The 19,485-nt window shown below is 59.0% G+C and carries 14 protein-coding genes and 1 tRNA gene; 8 read left to right on the forward strand and 7 right to left on the reverse strand.

The features are described 5' to 3' along the window. Nucleotides 1-2: 2 nt before the first annotated feature. The 3 genes from ACR0LX_RS10220 to ACR0LX_RS10230 form a co-directional block, all read right to left on the reverse strand. A complete protein-coding gene (locus ACR0LX_RS10220) occupies nucleotides 3-917 on the reverse strand; it encodes a carbohydrate ABC transporter permease (protein ID WP_480783628.1) in 915 nt (304 codons plus the stop codon). A 63-nt stretch (nucleotides 918-980) separates the two neighbouring features. Beyond that, complete coding sequence (locus ACR0LX_RS10225; RefSeq protein WP_480783629.1) at nucleotides 981-2,234, reverse strand: ABC transporter substrate-binding protein; 1,254 nt, start codon at nucleotides 2,232-2,234, stop codon at nucleotides 981-983. Then, nucleotides 2,231-3,154 carry an N-acetylmuramic acid 6-phosphate etherase gene (locus tag ACR0LX_RS10230; protein WP_480783630.1) on the reverse strand — a complete coding sequence of 308 codons (924 nt, stop codon included), beginning with the start codon at nucleotides 3,152-3,154 and terminating at the stop codon, nucleotides 2,231-2,233. Before ACR0LX_RS10230 ends, ACR0LX_RS10225 begins: the two co-directional genes overlap by 4 nt. Nucleotides 3,155-3,315: 161 nt before the next feature. Between ACR0LX_RS10230 and ACR0LX_RS10235 the strand changes: the two genes are divergently transcribed. The 4 genes from ACR0LX_RS10235 to nagA are packed head-to-tail and all read left to right on the forward strand — an operon-like array spanning nucleotide 3,316 to nucleotide 7,107. Then, nucleotides 3,316-4,191, forward strand: coding sequence for a glucosamine kinase nucleotide-binding domain-containing protein (locus ACR0LX_RS10235; RefSeq protein WP_480783631.1), 876 nt, complete (start codon nucleotides 3,316-3,318; stop codon nucleotides 4,189-4,191). Then, on the forward strand, nucleotides 4,178-4,933 hold the full coding sequence (locus ACR0LX_RS10240; protein ID WP_480783632.1) for a GntR family transcriptional regulator: 756 nt from the start codon (nucleotides 4,178-4,180) through the stop codon (nucleotides 4,931-4,933). Before ACR0LX_RS10235 ends, ACR0LX_RS10240 begins: the two co-directional genes overlap by 14 nt. A 12-nt stretch (nucleotides 4,934-4,945) precedes the next feature. Then, entirely contained in the window at nucleotides 4,946-5,974 is a 1,029-nt protein-coding gene (locus tag ACR0LX_RS10245; RefSeq protein WP_480783633.1) for an SIS domain-containing protein, read from the forward strand. Then, the gene (nagA, locus tag ACR0LX_RS10250; RefSeq protein ID WP_480783634.1) at nucleotides 5,971-7,107 is read left to right on the forward strand and encodes an N-acetylglucosamine-6-phosphate deacetylase; all 1,137 of its coding nucleotides are present in this window, start codon (nucleotides 5,971-5,973) and stop codon (nucleotides 7,105-7,107) included. Before ACR0LX_RS10245 ends, nagA begins: the two co-directional genes overlap by 4 nt. On the opposite strand, the gene ACR0LX_RS10255 is transcribed toward nagA, so the two are convergent. From ACR0LX_RS10255 to ACR0LX_RS10265, 3 genes are all read right to left on the reverse strand, one after another. Beyond that, nucleotides 7,104-10,487: an error-prone DNA polymerase gene (locus tag ACR0LX_RS10255; protein WP_480783635.1), complete on the reverse strand. Its 3,384-nt coding sequence runs from the start codon at nucleotides 10,485-10,487 to the stop codon at nucleotides 7,104-7,106. The two genes, nagA and ACR0LX_RS10255, sit on opposite strands and share 4 nt — an antisense overlap. Continuing rightward, entirely contained in the window at nucleotides 10,484-11,962 is a 1,479-nt protein-coding gene (locus ACR0LX_RS10260) for a Y-family DNA polymerase (protein WP_480783773.1), read from the reverse strand. Before ACR0LX_RS10260 ends, ACR0LX_RS10255 begins: the two co-directional genes overlap by 4 nt. A gap of 241 nt (nucleotides 11,963-12,203) precedes the next feature. Further along, nucleotides 12,204-12,280 (reverse strand) — tRNA-Pro (locus tag ACR0LX_RS10265). Between the two features lie 465 nt (nucleotides 12,281-12,745). Here ACR0LX_RS10265 and ACR0LX_RS10270 point away from each other — a divergent pair. Genes ACR0LX_RS10270 through ACR0LX_RS10285 form a run of 4 tightly spaced genes read left to right on the forward strand, consistent with a single transcriptional unit; the run spans nucleotide 12,746 to nucleotide 18,156 of the window. Beyond that, nucleotides 12,746-13,063 carry a hypothetical protein gene (locus ACR0LX_RS10270; RefSeq protein ID WP_480783636.1) on the forward strand — a complete coding sequence of 106 codons (318 nt, stop codon included), beginning with the start codon at nucleotides 12,746-12,748 and terminating at the stop codon, nucleotides 13,061-13,063. Beyond that, entirely contained in the window at nucleotides 13,060-16,632 is a 3,573-nt protein-coding gene (locus tag ACR0LX_RS10275; RefSeq protein ID WP_480783637.1) for a choice-of-anchor D domain-containing protein, read from the forward strand. The genes ACR0LX_RS10270 and ACR0LX_RS10275 overlap by 4 nt, the downstream gene beginning before the upstream one ends. Further along, nucleotides 16,629-16,898, forward strand: a complete 270-nt coding sequence (locus ACR0LX_RS10280; RefSeq protein ID WP_480783638.1) for a hypothetical protein — start codon at nucleotides 16,629-16,631, stop codon at nucleotides 16,896-16,898. Before ACR0LX_RS10275 ends, ACR0LX_RS10280 begins: the two co-directional genes overlap by 4 nt. Next, nucleotides 16,891-18,156, forward strand: coding sequence for an MFS transporter (locus tag ACR0LX_RS10285; RefSeq protein ID WP_480783639.1), 1,266 nt, complete (start codon nucleotides 16,891-16,893; stop codon nucleotides 18,154-18,156). The genes ACR0LX_RS10280 and ACR0LX_RS10285 overlap by 8 nt, the downstream gene beginning before the upstream one ends. Before the next feature lie 15 nt (nucleotides 18,157-18,171). Here the strand turns inward: ACR0LX_RS10285 and ACR0LX_RS10290 are convergent, their stop codons facing one another. Then, the gene (locus tag ACR0LX_RS10290) at nucleotides 18,172-19,287 is read right to left on the reverse strand and encodes a THUMP domain-containing class I SAM-dependent RNA methyltransferase (RefSeq protein ID WP_480783640.1); all 1,116 of its coding nucleotides are present in this window, start codon (nucleotides 19,285-19,287) and stop codon (nucleotides 18,172-18,174) included. Between the last annotated feature and the right edge of the window lie 198 nt (nucleotides 19,288-19,485).

Below are 19,485 nucleotides of genomic sequence, written 5' to 3' on the forward strand. Positions count from 1 at the left end.
CCTCACAGCTGATACCGGCGCATCCGGGTCTGGATGCCGAAGAGGTAGATACAGACACCCACAAGGATGATCGCGAACATGGCCCCGGCGATGGCCGATCCCATATGTGGATCACCCAGTTGCAATTGGAACCCAAAGAAGGTGCGGTACATGAACGTGCCGAGTATGTCGGTCGAGAAATCAGGACCTGCCAGCGCGCCTTGTGACACATAGATCAAGTCGAACGCGTTGAAATTCCCCACGAATGTTAGGATCGAGATGATGCCGATCGAGGGCAGGATCAAAGGCAGCTTGATCTTCCAGAATGCGGACGCTCCGGTGATGCCATCGATCTCTCCGGCCTCAAGGATCTCTTCGGGGATCGACAGCAGGGCGGCGTAGATCAGCATCATCGGGATGCCGACAAATTGCCAGACCGAGACCAGCGCGAGTGTTGTCAGAGCATACTCTTCTTTGCCCAACCACGGTGCAAACAGCGATTTCAGACCTATGGCGTCCAGCATCGACGGAGCAATGCCCCACAATGGCGACAGGATCAGTTTCCAGGCAAAGCCCACGATCACAAAGCTCAGGACGGTCGGGATGAAGATTGCTGACCGATAGAGCGCGGCGAAACGCAGTCTGGGGTGGGACAAAAGCGCGGCCAACGCGACCCCGATTGGGTTCTGCACCAGCATGTGGATCAGGAAAAACCAGAAATTGTTGCCCAAGGCATTCCAGAATTGGTCGGACCAGATCGGGTCAAAGAACAGCGTGCGGAAATTCTGCAAGCCCACATAGATGCGGGTTTGATCAACCTCGGTGAACAGCGCAAGGCGCAGCGTGTTGAACAAGGGGAAGATCATCACCGCCGTGTAGACCAGCACCGCAGGGGCGAGGAAAACGGCAATGTGCCAGCGTATGCGGCGGGTTTGCATGGGAATCTCCGAGGAATGGGGCCGGACGCGACCTGGCCGCGTCCGGTGTGAGTGGCCTGGGTTTTACTGGTGTGGTGCGTACCAGGTGATCAGGCCGTCTTGCAGCCGCTTGCCGGCATCCTCGGGGCTTTCTGCACCCCGTACCACATTGGCCGATGCGTTCCAGGTTTCCAGTTCCAGGTTTGGTTCACCTCGAGACAGGATCTGGTAGGTCGAGCGGATTGTTGTTTCGCAATCATTGCGCCAGCTCACGAACTCTTTCGCAAGCGGGTCTTCCAGCTCAACCGGCTCGTTTGACAACGGGAAAAAGCCGGGCAGGGCGTTGCCGAAGATATTGGCAAACTCGGGCGACGCAACCCAGGCGAGGAACGTCCTTGCGGCCTCGGGGTTTTCTGTGGCCGCGTTCATGCCGATACCGATATCCGTGTGATCCGAGATATAGCAGGTATCGCCTGCATTACGCACCGGAGGTTTGAAAGCGCCCATCTCGAAATCGGCCTGCGTGTTGAAGCCCGAGATCTCCCAGCTGCCTGCTGGATAGACAGCTGCGCGTCCCAGCGTGAACAGGTTCTGGCTGTCGGGATAAGTCTGCGCTTCGTACCCGTCGCCAAGATAGTCACCCCATTTCGCAAGTGTCGCATATGGCGCAACCCATTGTTCATCGGTCAATTTTTGCGAGCCATCGATCAGGGCAATGCGTCCTTCCTCGCCCTTCCAGTAGGTGGGGCCGATGTTCTGATAGCCCATCGTGGCGGCTTCCCACTGATCGTTGGTTCCCATCGCCATCGGGATATAGGTGCCGTCTTCCTTGATTTTGTCGAGTGCGGCAAAGAACTCTGCCTCTGTGGTTGGCACCTCAATCCCCAGCTCGTTGAATGCGTCCTTGTTGTAGATGAAGCCGTGGATCACCGACGCCATCGGTACGCAAAACGTGGCCGATCCGTCATCGGTCTGCCAAGCGGCTTTTGCCACGTCCGAGAAATTGGACATTGCGGAAAGGTCCGACAGGTCCGACAGATGTCCGCCGTCATAGAGCCCCAGAGACCGGTCAAATGGGCGGCAAGTTATGATGTCTCCGGCAGAGCCTGCTTCGAGCTTTGCGTTCAGCGCAGCATCGTATTCAGTGGGGGCAAACGGTGAAAACACAAGCTTTATCCCGGGGTTAGCGGATTCAAATGCCGGAATGATCTTGTCCTGCCATAGGGTAAGGTCGTCGTTTCGCCAGCTTTCAATCGTCAGTGTGACGTCTTCGGCGTAAGCGCTGCTTGCGACGAGCGCGGTGCTCATCAAGGCCAAGCTCAAAACTCTGCGTTTCATGTGTTTTCTCCCAGGTTGATGGATTCGTTGTTGTGTTTCAGCTGCGCCATGGCCGGGCGCAGGTGATCGTTTGCGTCGCGCAGCAAATCCCTTGCTTCGTCCGGTGTTTTGGCACCGGCGGCGATAAGGGCTGCTTGCTTGAGGTTGCTATCTGCTGCCATCAACGCGGCGTCGGCAATTGCCGGTGCAACACCGGTCAATTGGCAGACAATGCCATTGGCGCGTGCGCGCAATTTGTCATTGTCGGCGCGCAGGTTGATCATCATGCCGTCCTGAATATGGCCGAGTTCGAGTGCCATCAAAGTCGACAGCATATTCAGCGCGATTTTCTGTGCGGTCCCGGCGCCCATTCGGGTCGAGCCCGAGATCAGCTCGGGCGGGGTAGGTAGCAAAACGGCGTGATCGGCCAGTTCAAGCAACGGCGTGTTCGGGTTATTGGCAATACCAATGACGGGTGTCCCATTCGCGCGGGCAATTTTGGCGGCGGCGATGGTATAGGGGGTGGTTCCACTGGCCGACACAGTGATCAGAATGTCCCGCGGGGACAGATCGTCCAGTTCCTCTTCTAATTCATCGGCAACATCTTCGACGTCACCCGGCATCATGGCCGAAGTTGGCAGACCCCCTGCTAGGTGGATGCGTATCTGGTCCGCCGGAATTGAAAAGGTTCCCCCAAGTTCCAGTGCGTCGGACGCTGCCATAAGGCCCGATGATCCCGCAGCCAAATAGCGCAAAGCGCCGCCCGACCGGATCGTATCGGCCATGGCTTTTGCACCTGCGCAAATGTTGGTTACAGCGTTCAAAGGGGCTGCGGCAGCTGCGGCTTGCGCCTGCGCCAGAAGACCAGCGACCTCGGGCAGCGGCCTGATGTCGAGCCCGCGTGCGTCTTGGTGCAATTGTTCGGTCACTGGCGTGGTCACCTGATTCTCCCCTAAAGCTTCTGGCATCATACCTTTTAGATACCATTAGTCTACCATTTATTTTGCCTTAACAAAAACAAGGGAAATTTCAGTGATTTGGTTATATTTAGGACTTCAAATTTCCGAAAAGGTATTATAAAGGTATTTCCATGGACCAATCTATGGAATCACTCGTTTTGGCCGCCGATGGCGGCGGGACGCGCTGCCGGATCGCTGTTTCCGGTGGCGGCGTAGATCATAGGGTCGAAGTTGGCGCCGCCAATGTGACTACCGATTTTGACGCGGCTTGCCTCGAATTGCGCCGAGGGCTTGGCGTTTTGGCATCTCACCTAGGCCGCTCATTGAACGAGCTCGCGCGCGTTCCGGCGTATCTCGGGCTTGCGGGTATTACCGGCAACGAATTAGCCGAGAGACTCGCGGCGGCTTTGCCCTTTGACAAAGTTCGAATCGAAGATGACCGCACATCAGCGCTGCGTGGGGCCTTGGGCCCTCAGGACGGGTTTGTGGCGCATTGCGGGACCGGGTCTTTCATTGCGGCGCAAGCATCTGGCGGCGTTAGACTTGCCGGAGGGTGGGGGCCAGTTCTTGGGGATCAGGCGTCGGCGCAATGGGTCGGTCGGCGAGCGTTGTCAATGTCTCTTGAAAACGTTGATGGGACGGCCCAGCCGTCAAAATTGGTGGATGAGATTTTGTCTTCGTTTGGTGGGGCAAGCGAAATCGTTCAGGCAGCCGCCAAAATGACACCCGGTGAATTTGGCGCGTTTGCGCCTATCGTGACGAAGCACGCAAGGCGTGGCGATGGGCTGGCCGAAAGAATACTGCGGGATGGGGCAGGCTATCTGGCAGATCGTATGACCAAATTGGGTTGGGTCGCGGGCTTGCCGATTTGCCTGACCGGTGGAATCGGGCCGCTCTATGCCGAATACCTGCCCAAAGCCATGCAGGCCGATCTGGTCGAACCTCTGGGCGACCCGCTATCGGGCGCTCTGGCATTGGCGCGTGCGTACCAAAGGGAGATCGAACATGAGCGTAGCTGATTTCCTGCGGCCCGAGGGGTGGTTGGGGCAGACACCCGGCCCGCGTTACGTGCAACTGCGTCAACGGCTTGAGAAAGGCATCGAAGAGGGAATCCTGCCGCCCAACAGTTCGCTGCCGCCCGAGCGCGAAATCGCTGAACTGACAGATCTGTCGCGCGTGACCGTTCGGAAAGCCATTCAAGAGCTTGTGCGCAAGGGGGCGATCGAACAGCGGCAAGGGTCCGGCTCGTTTGTGCGCGAACCAGTGGCACGGGTCGAACAGTCGCTATCGCACCTGACCTCTTTCACCGAAGACATGGAGCGGCGCGGGTACGAGACGACCTCAAAATGGCTTGAACGCGGAATTTTCCTGCCGTCGCCGGAAGAGATGATGGCGCTGGGTTTGTCCGCGAATGAACAGGTTGCCCGCATTCACCGTCTGCGCGAAGCAGGGGGGCGGCCGATGGCGCTTGAGCGCGCGGCCCTGCCGCTGGATATCCTGCCGAACCCGACCGAAGTGACCGGGTCGCTTTATGCGGTTCTCGAGCAATCCGGTTTTCGGCCGGTTCGCGCGATTCAAAAGATCTCGGCCATCAATCTTGAAGCGCCCGAAGCTGAACTTCTGGATGTCGCAGAAGGTACAGCCGGGCTGCGCATCCAACGGACCTCTTATCTGGAAAGTGGTCGGGTCGCCGAATTGACCCGGTCGATCTATCACGGCGATGCCTACGATTTCGTGGCAGAGCTGCGCCTGTCAACTTGAAAGCCTGGGAAAATGTCTGACAAAACCACTCAAATGCGGCTGGAAATCAATGAGATACCCGACGCCGTGGATCGTCTGCTGACGGAAGGCGCGGATCTGATTGCAAAGGCGGCCGATGAAATTCGTGCCCGCGATCCGCGATTTCTGATCTCGGTGGCACGGGGATCTTCGGATCACGCCTGTAGTTTTCTGAAATATGCCTCCGAGTTGTTGCTCGGCCTGCCGATGGCGTCGGTCGGGCCATCGGTCAAGTCGATCTACGGTGTCGATATGCGGTGCGACGGTGCGGTGTGCATATCGGTTTCGCAATCGGGCCAAAGCCCTGACATCGTTCAACTGACGCAGTCGCTGACCGCAGGCGGGGCCTATTCGGTCGCCATCACCAACAACACCGCCTCGGCCCTTGCCGAAGCGGCGACCGCGACTTTGCCGATCCATGCCGGACCCGAATTGAGCGTGGCAGCCACCAAGACATTTGTGACCTCACTGGTCACAGGTCTTTGGTTGATCGCGCGTGTGAAGGGCGATGACCAATTGCTGCGGGCGATCCATGGGCTTCCGGATAGCCTGTCAGCGGCCATTGCCTGTGACTGGAGCGTCGTGGCAAATGCTGTTGACGGAAGCTCGTTGTTTACGCTGGGGCGTGGCACGTCTTTTGCGATCTCGAACGAAGCGGCGCTGAAGTTCAAGGAAACCTGTCAGATCCACGCGGAAAGCTATTCAGCGGCCGAGGTTCTTCACGGACCGGTTTCTATCGTTGATCACGGGTTCCCGGTCCTGGCGCTGTCGTCGGGCGATGCGGCCGAGGCCAATATGGCCGATGTCTCCGATCAGTTGGCCTTGAAAGGGGCCGAAGTCTTTGCCACGACCAGCCGCGTAAAGCAGGCGACGGTGCTGCCGCATGTTCGAACCTCTCACTGGATGACGGATCCGATACCGACAATCGCCTCGTTTTACGGGATGGTCGAATATGTTGCCGCGCAACGCGGTATTGACCCCGACACCCCGCGCCACCTGAAAAAAGTGACTGAAACGGTATGAGCATTCCACAGGTGACATTTGCGGGCGGCCTGATCTTTGATGGCAGCACATTGCATGAAGGTCATGCCGCGCGCTTCAGGAACGGTCTGTTGGATGCTGTCATCCCAGACACCCAGATAGCCGCTGATGACCGGGTCGAAGATCTGGCCGGTGACATTCTCAGTCCGGGCTATGTCGATCTGCAGGTGAACGGGGGTGGTGGGGTCATGTTCAATGACGACCCATCTGCCGAAACGCTGGCGCAGATCGCTGCTGCCCATCGGGATTTAGGTGCAACCCGCATCCTGCCGACGCTGATAACGGACACACCCGAGAAAACGCGGGCCGCCATTGCCGCCGCCATCACGGCCGTTGATCAGAATGTCCCCGGCGTTGCAGGGCTGCATCTGGAAGGACCGCACCTGTCCGAGCGGCGCAAGGGTGCGCACGCCGCCGCCTTGATCCGCCCGATGCAACAGGCCGATCTGGATGCGATGATCGAGGCTGCGGCGCGCCTGCCGGTCCTTATGGTCACACTGGCGCCCGAGAGCACGACGCTGGCGCAGGTTGAGGCTCTGACGCAGGCCGGTGCGATTGTCTCATTGGGCCACACAGATGCACCATTTGAAACCTGCATGGACTATGTTGGTGCCGGTGCCCGCTGCGCCACGCATCTGTTCAATGCCATGAGCCAACTTGGCAGCCGAGAGCCCGGTTTAGTCGGCGCTGCGCTGGCCTGCGGTGAGATGTCGGCGGGATTGATCGCCGATGCCGTTCACGTACATCCGGCAACGCTGCGTGCCGCGTGGGATGCCAAACGCGGTCCCGGGAAGTTGTTCCTGGTCAGTGACGCAATGGCGGTGGCGGGCACGTCGCTGTCAGAGTTCACGCTGGAAGGTCGCGTCATCCGCCGCAAGGACGGCAGGTTGAATCTAGAGGACGGCACTCTGGCTGGCGCCGACCTGGATCTCACCACGGCTGTTCGCGTGCTGACAGCTGAGGCGGGTATTCCATTGCCGCACGCACTGGCGGCGGCGACAAGCGTTCCTGCGGCCCTCATTGCAAACGGATGGGCAACACAACCGCTGAAGCTGGCCGAAACCATACGGATTGCGCCGGACCTTTCCCAAGCCAACCCTGTGCGTTCGCTTTAGTGAAAGTCCCGGCTGGGGAATAGCCGCTTGGCCTGGTCGCGAGGGTGCATTGCGCGGGCGGGGTAGCGGGTGTTTTTGGGGGTATCATCTGTCCGGGGACCTTCGGTGGTCAGGGCTTCGGGTTGCGGGTGGCCCAATTCGGACAGTTTATGTGACAGGTCCTGCACATCCTGCGCGATCAGATGCACGACAATCCCTTCGCGCTGTAGGTAACCTGTAACGCGGAGCAGCCGTCCGCCCATGACGGTACGCCGGAAACGCTCATAGACCTTGGGCCAGACGACCACATTGCTGACGCCGGTTTCATCTTCAAGCGTCAGGAAGATCACGCCTGATGCCGTGCCCGGGCGTTGCCGGGTGATGACAAGGCCACAGACACTGTAACGGCCCAGGGGGATCTCTGGCAAAGACGCGTGCGTCACAAGCCCGGGGATCATGGGGCGCAAAAGCTCCATCGGGTGGGCGCGCAGGGTCAGTCGGGTAGAGACATAGTCTTCCACGACCTCTTCGCCCAATTGCATATTGGGCAGCAGAACATCTGGCTCATTGATAATTTCGCCATCGATGGGGTCATCAAACAAGGGCAGCGGTTTGGTGCTTTGAATGGCTTTGACTTTCCAAAGCGCATCACGCCGCGTCAGGCCCATGTCGGAAAACGTGTCCGCTTCGGCAAGCCGCACCAACACATCCGGTCGGGCACCGGCCCGAAGCCACAGCGCCTCGGGGTCGGGGTAACCATTGCCCCGGGCGGCGACAATCCACCTTGCGTCCTCTTCCTTGAGCCCTTTGATCTGACGGAACCCGAGCCGAAGGGCCAAGGCCCCGTCGGGGCGGCGTTCCAGCGTGTTGTCCCAATCGGAATGGTTCACACAGATCGGACGGGTTTCCACGCCGTGTTCGCGGACATCACGCACAATTTGCGCCGGGGCATAAAACCCCATCGGCTGGGAATTCAGCAAAGCGCAGGCAAAAATCGCCGGGTGGTGGCATTTCAGCCAGGCCGACACATAGGCCAGCATGGCAAAGGCCGCGGCGTGGCTTTCGGGGAAACCATAATCGGCAAAGCCTTCGATCTGACCAAAGCAGCGTTCGGCCACGCCCTGAGAATAACCGTTCTTCAACATGCCTGCGATGAACTTGTCCCGGTATTTACCAATCGTGCCCATGCGCCGGAACGTTGCGAGCGAGCGGCGTAAATGATCGGCCTCTTCAGCGGAAAACCCGGCGCCCACGACAGCGATCTGCAGCGCCTGTTCCTGAAAAAGCGGAACACCCAGTGTGCGCTTGGTCACCTGTTCCAGTTCCGGGCCAAAGGGCTCGGGCTTTTCCAGCCCGTTCCGGCGGCGGATATAGGGCTGCACCATATCCCCCTGAATGGGGCCGGGGCGGACAATGGCGACCTCGATGACCAGATCATAAAACTCGCGCGGCCGCATTCGGGGCAGAAAGTTCATCTGCGCCCGGCTTTCGACCTGAAAGACGCCAACGGCATCGGCACGACACAGCATGTCATAGGTGGGTTCATCCTGTTGCGGGATAGAGGCAATGCTGTGGCTGATGTTGTTGTGCTGCTGCATCAACTCAAAGGATTTCCGAAGACAGCTGAGCATCCCCAGCCCCAACACATCCACTTTCAGGATGCGCAGCGCATCGATGTCATCTTTATCCCAGCAGATCACGGTGCGGTCTTCCATCGCCGCGTTTTCGATCGGGGCCAGTTCGTCCAGCCGCCCGCGGGTGATGACAAAACCACCAACATGTTGGGACAGGTGGCGGGGAAAGCCGATAATCTCACCGATCAGCCGGATCGTCTGCATCAGGCGGCGGTCTTGTGGATCAAGGCCCATCTCGCGGATCCGGTCCATGTCCACTCCGCCATTGCTCATGCCCCAGATTTGACCCGTCAGCCCTGCGGTCACATCCTGGCTGAGCCCCATGACTTTGCCCACCTCGCGAATGGCGGCGCGTGTGCGGAAATGGATCACAGTCGCGCAGAGCCCGGCACGGTGACGGCCGTATTTCTCATAAATCCACTGGATCACCTCTTCGCGGCGTTCATGTTCGAAATCCACGTCGATATCGGGCGGCTCGCCCCGATATTTGGACACAAACCGTTCAAAGACCATCGCGATCAGATCGGGGCTTACATCTGTGATGCCCAAAAGGTAGCACAGGATGGAATTGGCCGCAGAGCCGCGCCCCTGACACAAGATGCCTTTTGATTTGGCAAATTGCACAATGTCATGAACGGTCAGGAAATAGGCCGGGAACTCAAGCTCTTTGACGACCGCCAACTCTTTGTGCATGAGCTGGATCGCCCGTTCCGATGGGCCATCAGGGTATCGGCGCTTCAAACCCTCTTTCGCCAGGCGCTCCAGGCGTTCTTGGGGCGCTTCGCCATCGGTTTCCTCATGCGGGTATTCATAGGACAATTCGCTCAGGTCGAAGCTGCATTTGTCAGCGATCTCCAACGTGCGCCGCAGCGCGGCCGGATGATCCCGGAAAACACGCGCCATATCGGCCCCTGCTTTCAGGCGGCGCTCGCCATTGGGCAGGGCACGGGTGCCGATCTCATCAATGGTGATATGTTCGCGCATGCAGGTCAGCACATCCGCAAGCTGCCGCCGATTGGCGCGGTGCATCAGAACGTCGCCCACTGCCACCATCGGGGTTGATGCCCGTTGCGCGGCCCGGGCGCAGGCCGCCAAATAGGCTTGATCACCGCCGTCATAGCGCGGGGCCGTCCCCAGAAAGACGTGATTGGGGAAATGGCGTGCGAGTAATCGAATGTCCCGGATCGCTTCGTCCAGCCCCGCCTGAGGCAAGGCGATCAAGCTCATGCCTTTGCAGGCCGAAATCATATCCTTGGGGTATAGAATGCATTGCCCTTTTTCTGCGCGTCGCTTGCCGACGGTCAGCAGGCGCGTCAGCCGTTGATAGGCAGCCCGGTCATGCGGCAGTGCAACCCATTCAACCGTGCTGTCCTGCAACACCAATCGGCACCCCACGATAAGCTTTGGAAACTTTGTTAGGGGCGGCCTGTCAATCGGGGCGCTGTTTCCAACCTCTTGTCGAGAGGATGAGTCCACCCGTTGGTGAGAGCGGATTTGCAGGGTGTCCTGTGTGTCCTGTTTGAGCTGCTTCAAGGCGCTCCAGGCGCGCACGACCCCCGCCAGCGAGTTCCGATCGGTAATTGCCAGCGCGGACAGGCCCAATTCTGCGGCGCGCACCACCAGCTCTTCGGGATGAGAGGCGCCGGTCAGAAAGGTGAAGTTCGTGGTGACGCATAATTCGGCATAGCTTTGCCGCTGCGCGCGACTGTCCAGCACATCACGCCGAGCGGCCTCGGCCAGGCGATGGGGATGGTTGACGTCGGTCATGCGAATTCCCCCTGCACGAACCAGCCCGGGTTTTGCGGTGTGTAAAACAACCATAAACGCCGCCCTTGCGTGGTTTCCACGCGCCAGTAATCGCGAAGACCCGAGCGCCAGTTCTCGTCATCCAGCCACCATTCAGGGGCAATGCGTTCGGGGCCTGTGGCGCGGGTGGTGGTCAGCGGCATGCGCCGCCAGCGAAAATGTCTTGGTGGGCGGGCCCCTTGTCCCGACACCGGTTCGGCGGGAAAGAGGCAAATCGGACGCGACTGGACGCAGGCCCAACTGCTGGCAGGTTCTGAATAGGCCGCAGGCGCAATTATAAAACTACGCTCGGGAATATGGCTGTCGGCGGGCAGAAACCGTTGGATGTTTTCCAGGCCAATCCGTGTGCCCAGCCGCGAGATCAGATCGTCCAGCTTGTCTTTGCCGCCATCCGAGACATGGCTGATCTGTTGCACGGGCAGGGCTTCCACCTGGGTGGCCTCAAGCCTCAGCATGTCAATGCCAAAGCCCGCATCGATCTCGGCCAATCCGCGTTCAAAGAGTGGTAGAATGCGGTGGGGGTCGCGCAACGGACGGGCCAGACGCAGCTCGACCTGTTGCTGATCCTGATCGACCCGGCGCAGAGACAGACAGAGACGTCGCGCACCCATGTCCTGTGCTTTCAGTTTTGCGCAGAGTTGGATCAGCAACCGCTCGGTCCCTGCCATTACGTCCGATAGCAGGCCGATCGGGTCGGGCAAGGTCATCCGCACCGCATAATGCGGCGGGGCGCGGTGCGGAGAAATCTCTTCCGGCTGCGCGCCCAGAGCCTGATCCAGCCGCCGCAACAGCACGGGTCCAAAGCGGCGGTTCAGTGGCCCGCGCGCAGCTTGTGCCAGATCGCCAATGCTGCGCAGCCCAAGCCGTTGCAACGCGATCGACATCTGTTCGTCAATGCGCAAAGCGGCGGCAGGCAAGGCGCTTAACGTGGCCAGCATCTTGCCGCTTGGGGCAATCCTCTCATCATAATGCGCCAAGGCCCAGGCCGCCCCGCGCGTATCCGCCAGACCAATCTGAACCGATAGCCCGGCGCGCATCAGACGGCTGCGCATATCCGCCAGCATCGCCTCTTCCCCGCCAAAAAGATGCGCCGACCCGGTAATGTCCATCACCAACCCGTCTTCTCCTTCCAGCCCGACCCAGGGGCAATAGCGGGTGGCCCATCGGCACAGAAGGTGCAGGAACCGCTGGTCCAGTTCCGGCTCTGCCACACGGCTTTGCAGGTTTGGACAAAAGGCGCGGGCATCCGCATAAGACATGCCGTGATGCAGACCCTGCTGCAGCGCGTCGGTATTGAGGCAATAAAGGCGATTGGCATTTTTCTGGTTCAGCGTCAGCGCAAACGGCCCATCCACCGGGCATCGCCGCAGAACCCGGTCACTGGCGAGACGGGGAAACCACAAGGAAACGACGCGACGCTGTATCCCATCGAACATGCCAGACACCAAATGTTCCTGATTTGTTCTTTATAAGTCTCTGCCTTTACGGAGTCGAGTCGGAGAAAGAGACACGGGTATTCTCGGGTTGACACAGTAGAAACACAGACCGAACTCGCCCGGCACTCTCGACTTCGGAAGCGGTTAGGATTTGGGTTGCCAATAGCGGGCTTTCGCTACGCGCAACAGAAATTCGGGATTTTTTGAAAGGCTTCAAATCAAACTAAGATATTGATTTCATTGGTCGGAGTGAGAGGATTCGAACCTCCGACCCCTGCCTCCCGAAGACAGTGCTCTACCAGGCTGAGCTACACTCCGACCGTGGCGGGTCATCTATACCTGAGGCGTTGGATGTGCAAGAGGGATTTTTGGTGCTTAGCTTGGTCGCAACCGCACGAATAGAAGGCGTATCGCAGCGTTTCCCAAAATTGGAGCAGAGGGCGTCAGGGTTGGTTCTTCAAATTGTGCCGTCGGTATCTTTGAATACTAATTCGCCCTACGATTTGCTCAAACGACCCCTGCAGCGCTACCGGAAAGCCATGCGTTTGACGGAATCAGGGCGAACTGGTACACTTCGCCCCAATATTTAACTTAATTTATTGAGTCTGTACCCAGTTCCGAAAGCTCAAGTCTGTGAATGGCAGAGTCTGTCAAATGCGCCCTCGTACAAGGGCGTACTCAGGTTGTTTTTGTACCAGTCTTGCAAGCCTGACCCGAAGGCCAGGCCGTTAGATCATCTGCCGATTGGAACCGGGACCCTCACCATCCGAGGAGCGTCCGACCATGGCGAAAGAAAAGACGACGAAGGCAAAACCACGTAAACCCATGAAAAAGGGCTCTGGCGGATCCGGCGGCGGTAGCGGCGGCGGATATGGCGGCGGGGGTGGCGAAGAACCGCTGGGTGAAGGCCCCGAAAATCTGGACGTTCATGAGGCATTCTTGAAGCACCGGCTGGAAGGCGGTGAGGACCCCTCGTCTCAAGCTTATGCGCGGGCTGTTGAACAGTTTCAGAAACTCCCCGGTGCGATCCGCGGGAAGCCGGCCTTTATACCTCCCGCACCGACCGACGAATCTGACAGCGATACGGGAGGTGAAAAATGATCCCCGGAACAGTTTGGAAACCCATCGGACCCAGCCCGATTACAGGCGGCCGCGAAGACAACGGTCTTGTCACATCCATCGCGACCCATCCCAGCGATCCGGATATTGTATATATCGGTACTGCGGACGGTGGCGTCTGGAAAACCGGCGACGGAGGCGCAAATTGGCTGGCGCTATTCGACGAAGAGCTTTGTCTTGCAATAGGCGAGCCCAATTGCATTGCGATCGATCCTGGTGACACCGATGTTTTATACGTTGGAACCAGTACACGAGGTGCGGTTTCGGTTCAGCAACGGGTCGGAATCTTCAAGTCTTTGGATGGCGGATCCAGTTGGATATTGCTGGGCTCGGGTTATCCCGTGGGCAATGACGGAAACGCGGACGACTTTGCGAACCGTAATGTCAATTCCATAATCGTGGATCCGGCGAACTCTCAGATCGTCTATGCGGCGACAAGCACTGGCGTTTGGGTCTCGAACGACGCCGGCCAGAATTGGGTCCGTGGCACCGGTACTGCCGGTTTGGATGCGCGGTCACTGGAGCTTGATACAACCTCGCCAGCCGGTGCGCGTATTCTTTACGCAGGGATGAGCGGGCAGGGCGTTTCGCAGTCCACTGACGGCGGTGCGAATTGGGCCCCCGTAATGACGACTGCCACACCTGCCGTCGCTGCTGTTCTGGGCGGCGGGGTTGTAATGGGTCAGGTGCTTGCGCGTCTGGCACCTGCAACATCGCCACCGGCAGCGGGCGGCATTCAGGTGATTTATGCGGTCATCGCACATGCCAATAGGGGTTCGACCCCGGACCCGATCGGCCTGTTCATGAGTACCGATCAGGGCGCGACATGGACCCAGCAGGCCGCAGGCGGCGCAGCGGCAGCCACGACCTTTGCCGGGTATTGCATGACGCTCGCGATCGATCCGGCCTCACCCGGTGACGGGGCAAATGACATCCTGTTCTGGGGAACCCAAAATCAAGTGCGCTCGGATGATTCCGGCACGAATTTCACCAACATCTCCAACGGCCTTCATGCTGACACACATGCCTGGGGGTTCTTTCAGCCACCGGCACCGGCCACGACGACGATTTATTGTGGCAATGATGGCGGTATTTTTCGGTCTACGGACGATGGCGGGACTTGGACAGCGTTAAACTCGGGCGGGTTCCAGACGACGCTGATCTACAACATGGACATCAAGCCCGGAGCTGCCGGGGATGTGACCGTCGCGGGGTTCCAGGATAACGGTCACAAGCGCACGAATGGGCCTCTGGGTTGGACATCTATCGGCGGTGCGGACGGTTGGGACATCGTCTATGACGGGCTGACCGCAGACCGGTTGCTGCTGACCCGTAACAGCAGCAATCCCGCAACGCGTGTTGTTCGGTCCACTGATGACGGTGGCAGCACGGGTGACGTGACACCCTGGGCCGCAGGCAGCGCCGAAGACGCGTTCTATCTGGCAAGCCTTGCCGCTGATCCAGGCAATGACGGCGTCTTTTACGTGGCGAGCAACGCCAACATCTGGCAAAGCCTTGATGGCGGGACGACCTGGCGCACAATCTTCCCGATTGCGTCTGGATTCATTACGCCGCGCATCGCCGTCTCGCCAACAAATGGCAACAATGTTGTCATCTCGGCGGGAGGGCAGGTCTTTGTGTCGACCAATGCGCTGGCAGCAACGGTTGGATTGCCAAACGGCGTGACCTTCGCGAATATTACGCGAAACTTGCCAGGCCGGAACGTCACACGCTCGGCTTTTGACCCAAATGATGAAACGGCGATCTTTTGCGTGCTGGGCGGGTTCGCATCAGCGGCTTCACCGGGGCATGTGTTCCGAACAACGATTGGCGGCACCCAATGGGCCGATATCTCGCCGGCTGTGAACGTGCCTTTCGGCGCGATTGCATTGGATGGGGATGAGACACCCTCGACCCTTTATGCAGGGTGCGATCTGGGGGTTTTGCGGTCTGTAGACCGGGGTAACACCTGGTATGTGATGGACGATCTGCATTTCCCGAATGCGCCGGTGACGGACATCGTGATTGGACGCGGCTCGAACGTTTTGCGGGCGGCGACCTACGGGCGTGGTGTCTTTGAATTTGCCAAGCCGCAAGGCCCGGTGATTGCCGTGAATCTGCAAGACCGGTTTGAATTCGGCACGGTCTGCGAAGGTCCGGTCTCGCTGACGTTGCAGGTTTTCAATGTCGGCACGGCCGATTTGATCATCAAAAGCGTGCAGCGCATCCTCGGCTCTACAGCATTTAGTGTCGAAGCGTTTCCTTCAACGCCATTGTCGATTGCTCCGGGCGGTGAGGTCGATTTCACCCTGACTTATACGCCTTCGGCACCTGGTGCAGATGATCTGGCGACCATTCGGATCGCGTCCAATGACGCCGAGTCACCAACGGTTGATCTGCTGGCAAGCGGGACAGGTGGAACCGCGAACGCCGAACTGTCGATCGCTGACGATGGCGACTTTGGCGATGTTTGCGTTGGCAAGTTCCGCGATCAGGGGCTTGTCATAAACAACTCGGGCCAATGTCCGCTGCTGGTCAGCGGCATCGGATCCTCAGCGCCAGAGTTCTTTGTTCCCAACACGGTGTCTTTCCCGCTGAAGGTAGCGCCCGGCGCAAGTGTAACCTTGCCGTTGCGCTATGAACCTTCGGGCTTTGGCAGCGACGCGGCAAGCATTCTTGTCAGCAGCAATGATCTGGACAGCCCGGCGCAAATGGACGTTCGTGGCAACGCTCCGCCGCCGAGGCTGGTGTTGTCCTTTGCCGATGACGGCGATTTTGGCAATGTCTGTGTCGATCATATAAGCGACAAGCCATTGGTCCTGTCCAACAGTGGAAAATGCCCGCTGACGATTTCTTCGATAACCTCGAGTTCGGGCGAATTCATCGTGCCGCAGGTTCTGATCTTCCCGCTGGTGATTGCCCCGGGCGCGGCGGTGCCTGTGCAGATACGGTTCCAGCCCACCTCGTTTGGTGCAAAATCGACCACGATTACTGTCGTAAGCGACGATCCGGCAAGCCCGACATCGATCGATCTGACGGGATTTGCGCCAAGTGGCAAGCTGACGATCACCGGAACGGGATGTTTCGGAGGGGTCGAGCTCGGCACTCACACCCTGACCACCTTTGCGATCTGCAATACAGGAGATTGTGATCTTCACGTCACCAAAGTTGCGTTCAAGCCGCCAACGAAGTGCGAGGAACTGGCGCATTGCGGTGAAGGCTGCGGATGCGACTGTGGTTGCGACGACTGTGACGACAAGTACGAACCGCGCAAAGATCGCTGCGATCAGAAATGTCTGAACTTCAAGATCGTCAGTAACCCGTTCCCGGCGACGGTGAAATCCGGGTCCTGTCTGGACCTGACCGTGAAATATACGCCAACATGCAACAATTCTGCCTGCTGCGAGATCGAGATCGAAACCGACGACCCGGACAACAAGAAAGTGTCGATCTTTGTGACCGGCCATCTGAAGCGGACGCTGAAATCGGCTTTGAAATGCTGGGCCGGGCAAGAGCTGGGCGACATGATCAAAGCGGGGAAATCCTGTTGACCGATCGTCGTCAGATTACGCGGTTTGAACAAAGCACACCGGTGCGACCACGCGTTCGCGTCGGTGTTCTTGGTGCCGTGTCGCCGGGCATTGCAGCGCTGGTTGCGGTGTTTCTAGTCGGCGCCTTTGTTGGCCTGCTTTTCATGGCGTTGTTTCTGTTAGTGGCGATCCTGCTTGCGGTGGCGGGTTTTGCTTTCCTGTTTGCAAGGCGCAAGCTTTTCCGGCCCACCTCGGTCTCGCACCTGAGACGCTATGGAGATGAGTAAGGCGGACCTGGCCTCCGCAAACGCGCAGAGGGCGACCGGCACGTCCTCGCTGCTGGCCTTGTTTCTTGCTGATTTCGTCGTCCGGACAAGCTATCAAATCGGCAAAGCCCCCGTGCTGCCGGTCTTTGCCCATGGGCTGGGCGCGACACCGCTGCTTTTGGGCGCAATCGTGTCGGTTTCGACGGCAACGGGTTTGTTTCTAAAGCCGCTGTTCGGGCTGCTGTCCGACTATCGTGGCAGAAGGATATGGCTAATCTTGGGGACCGCGCTGTTTACGCTGGTTCCTGCCTTCTATTTGTTTGTCGAGAACCCAACCGACCTGTTTGCACTGAGGATCGTGCACGGGCTTGCGACCGCGATCTATGGTCCTGTGACTATGGCCTATGTCGCATCATGGCGGCACAAGCACTCTGCCGAGGCCTTCGGCTGGTTCGGATTGGCGCGGACCTTCTCCTATATCCTCGGCCCATTGATCGGGGGGGTCGCCCTTACCTTTGCCGCGCCCGAAGTGATCTATGCCAGCACCTGCTTTTTGGCAGCGCTTGCATTCCTGCCGACGATCTATGTCAGGGATACTGGGCCGGCTGCGACACCGTCGAACTGGTCGCTGACCGGGGCTGTTCAGGTCGTGCTGTCCAGCCGACCGCTGTTTGTTCTGGCGGTGATCGAAGGCACCACGTACATCGCGATCTATGCGGTCAAAGCCTTTTTGCCCGTTATGGCCCTGATCGCCGGACATCAGCCAATCGAGATCGGTACGTTTCTTGCAGTTCAAGAAGCCACAAACGCCATGTTGCGCCCGCCCATGGGGAGGCTGGCCGATCGCACCCGCCCCGGGGTTCCGCTTTTGCTGGGGCTGGCCACCCTGTCGGCGGGCCTTCTGCTTCTTTCAGGGGCGGGGCCGACACCCGCCGTCATGTTTGCGGTTGCGTTTCTGGTTGGTGCCGGTCAGGGCGCGTTTGGGCCGGCTACGTTGTCGCTGGTGGCGACGGCAACACCGGCGCAGCATCTGGGGTTGGCCTTCGGCAGTATCGGCGCAATTCGTAACGCAGGTAAAATCGCCGGTCCTATCATAGCTGGCGCGCTGGTCAGCACACTGTCGTATCAAGCGGCTTTTGCCAGCATCGCCTCGATCCCTCTGATATTGGCGCTCTGGATCATGGTATCACCTCGGCCAACACTTGCGATGCATGCTTACAGCACCGTCAGGGTCAAACGGTCAAATCGCCCCCAGCGCGACACATCCGGAAACGGATGAACTGACTTCGATCGTCTAAGAGAGTGGATCAGTACGATAGAGCCGTATCTTCGTTCCGCCATGGTCCACGACCGGCCCCGGTGGTAGAAGAGGCAGGCGGGTCGCCCGCGCGAGTGCCGCATTGCTGGTCACGATCCCGGCGCGCCACCCTTTGAACCGTGTCATCAACGTCTTGCCAAGACTGCCATACAATGATCGCAGCCGCTTTTCGTCACCAATGCGTGCACCATAGGGCGGATTCACGATCACCAGACCAGCAGGGCCGGGTGGCGGCTTGATGTCGCTGACGGCGCGGTGTTGGAACCGCGTGACGGGCGCGACGCCCGCGCGCTTGGCATTGGTCGATGCGGCCTCGACCGCTCCGGTATTTCTGTCCGAGCCACTGAATACCAGGTCGCACTCCGCCACCTGCGCGCTGCCGCGCATCTCCTGCCAGGCGGGGTCGTCGAATCCCGCCAAATCCTGAAACGCGAAACGTCGGGTTCGGCCTGGAAGCAGCCCCAACGCGATTTCGGCGGCCTCTATGACGAAGGTTCCCGATCCACACATCGGGTCCAGAACCGGTTCGGATCCATCGAACCCGCAATCTCGTAGAAACATTGCCGCCATCGTTTCCCGCATCGGGGCCTTGGCAACTACAGCCTTGTGGCCGCGTTTGTGCAGGGGCTCGCCCGAGCTGTCGACCGAGAAGGTGCAGATGTCTTTTTCGATTCGCAGCAGAACGCGGAGGCTGGCGTCGGACTGAATGGGCGCACCCAACGTTTCCGCCATTGCACGCTCTATGCGCTGACGCGCGGCCCCGGCGTGATAGATTCTGGATTTGCGACTGGTCGCCTCGACCTTTACGGGAATATCCGGGCGTAGAAAATCGGACCACGGAAACTTGCGCGCACGTTTGTCCAATTGCGCCAGATGAACCGCCGGGAAAATGCCCATCCGTACCAGAACCTTGTTGGCGCCCCGCAAAACCAGATTTGCGCGCCAGACCTCGGCCCAGTTTCCGCGGCATGACACACCGCCGGCGACGGCGCGGGCGGACTCAAACCCATGCTCGACAGCTTCGGCGAGCAAGGGCGCTTCGAGTCCCGGAGTGGCGATCAGAAAAAGTTCCATGTCATCGGTGCTGGTCATTTTCTGTGCTTACACCGGTTGCACATCAGGTGCGACAGGCAAAATAGTGGCTTTTTTAGATGCCCAGATGGCGCACCCGGGTCAGAATATGGTAATGACGTAGAAATTTAGGCGGTAACGGGTTTGCGTTTGCGGTCATCCCCGCGTAAAGGGGCCGTGATCGGAATAACGCCCGCGGATTCTTGCTGGCTACTGACG

This window comes from Ruegeria sp. CH11, from assembly GCF_056537105.1.

Coding starts and splice junctions, on each gene's coding strand:
- ACR0LX_RS10220 (WP_480783628.1), bottom strand. CDS start 917: ATGCAAACCCGCCGCATACGCTGGCACATTGCCGTTTTCCTCGCCCCT.
- ACR0LX_RS10225 (WP_480783629.1), bottom strand. CDS start 2,234: ATGAAACGCAGAGTTTTGAGCTTGGCCTTGATGAGCACCGCGCTCGTC.
- ACR0LX_RS10235 (WP_480783631.1), top strand. CDS start 3,316: ATGGAATCACTCGTTTTGGCCGCCGATGGCGGCGGGACGCGCTGCCGG.
- ACR0LX_RS10240 (WP_480783632.1), top strand. CDS start 4,178: ATGAGCGTAGCTGATTTCCTGCGGCCCGAGGGGTGGTTGGGGCAGACA.
- ACR0LX_RS10245 (WP_480783633.1), top strand. CDS start 4,946: ATGTCTGACAAAACCACTCAAATGCGGCTGGAAATCAATGAGATACCC.
- nagA (WP_480783634.1), top strand. CDS start 5,971: ATGAGCATTCCACAGGTGACATTTGCGGGCGGCCTGATCTTTGATGGC.
- ACR0LX_RS10255 (WP_480783635.1), bottom strand. CDS start 10,487: ATGACCGACGTCAACCATCCCCATCGCCTGGCCGAGGCCGCTCGGCGT.
- ACR0LX_RS10260 (WP_480783773.1), bottom strand. CDS start 11,962: ATGTTCGATGGGATACAGCGTCGCGTCGTTTCCTTGTGGTTTCCCCGT.
- ACR0LX_RS10270 (WP_480783636.1), top strand. CDS start 12,746: ATGGCGAAAGAAAAGACGACGAAGGCAAAACCACGTAAACCCATGAAA.
- ACR0LX_RS10275 (WP_480783637.1), top strand. CDS start 13,060: ATGATCCCCGGAACAGTTTGGAAACCCATCGGACCCAGCCCGATTACA.
- ACR0LX_RS10285 (WP_480783639.1), top strand. CDS start 16,891: ATGAGTAAGGCGGACCTGGCCTCCGCAAACGCGCAGAGGGCGACCGGC.
- ACR0LX_RS10290 (WP_480783640.1), bottom strand. CDS start 19,287: ATGACCAGCACCGATGACATGGAACTTTTTCTGATCGCCACTCCGGGA.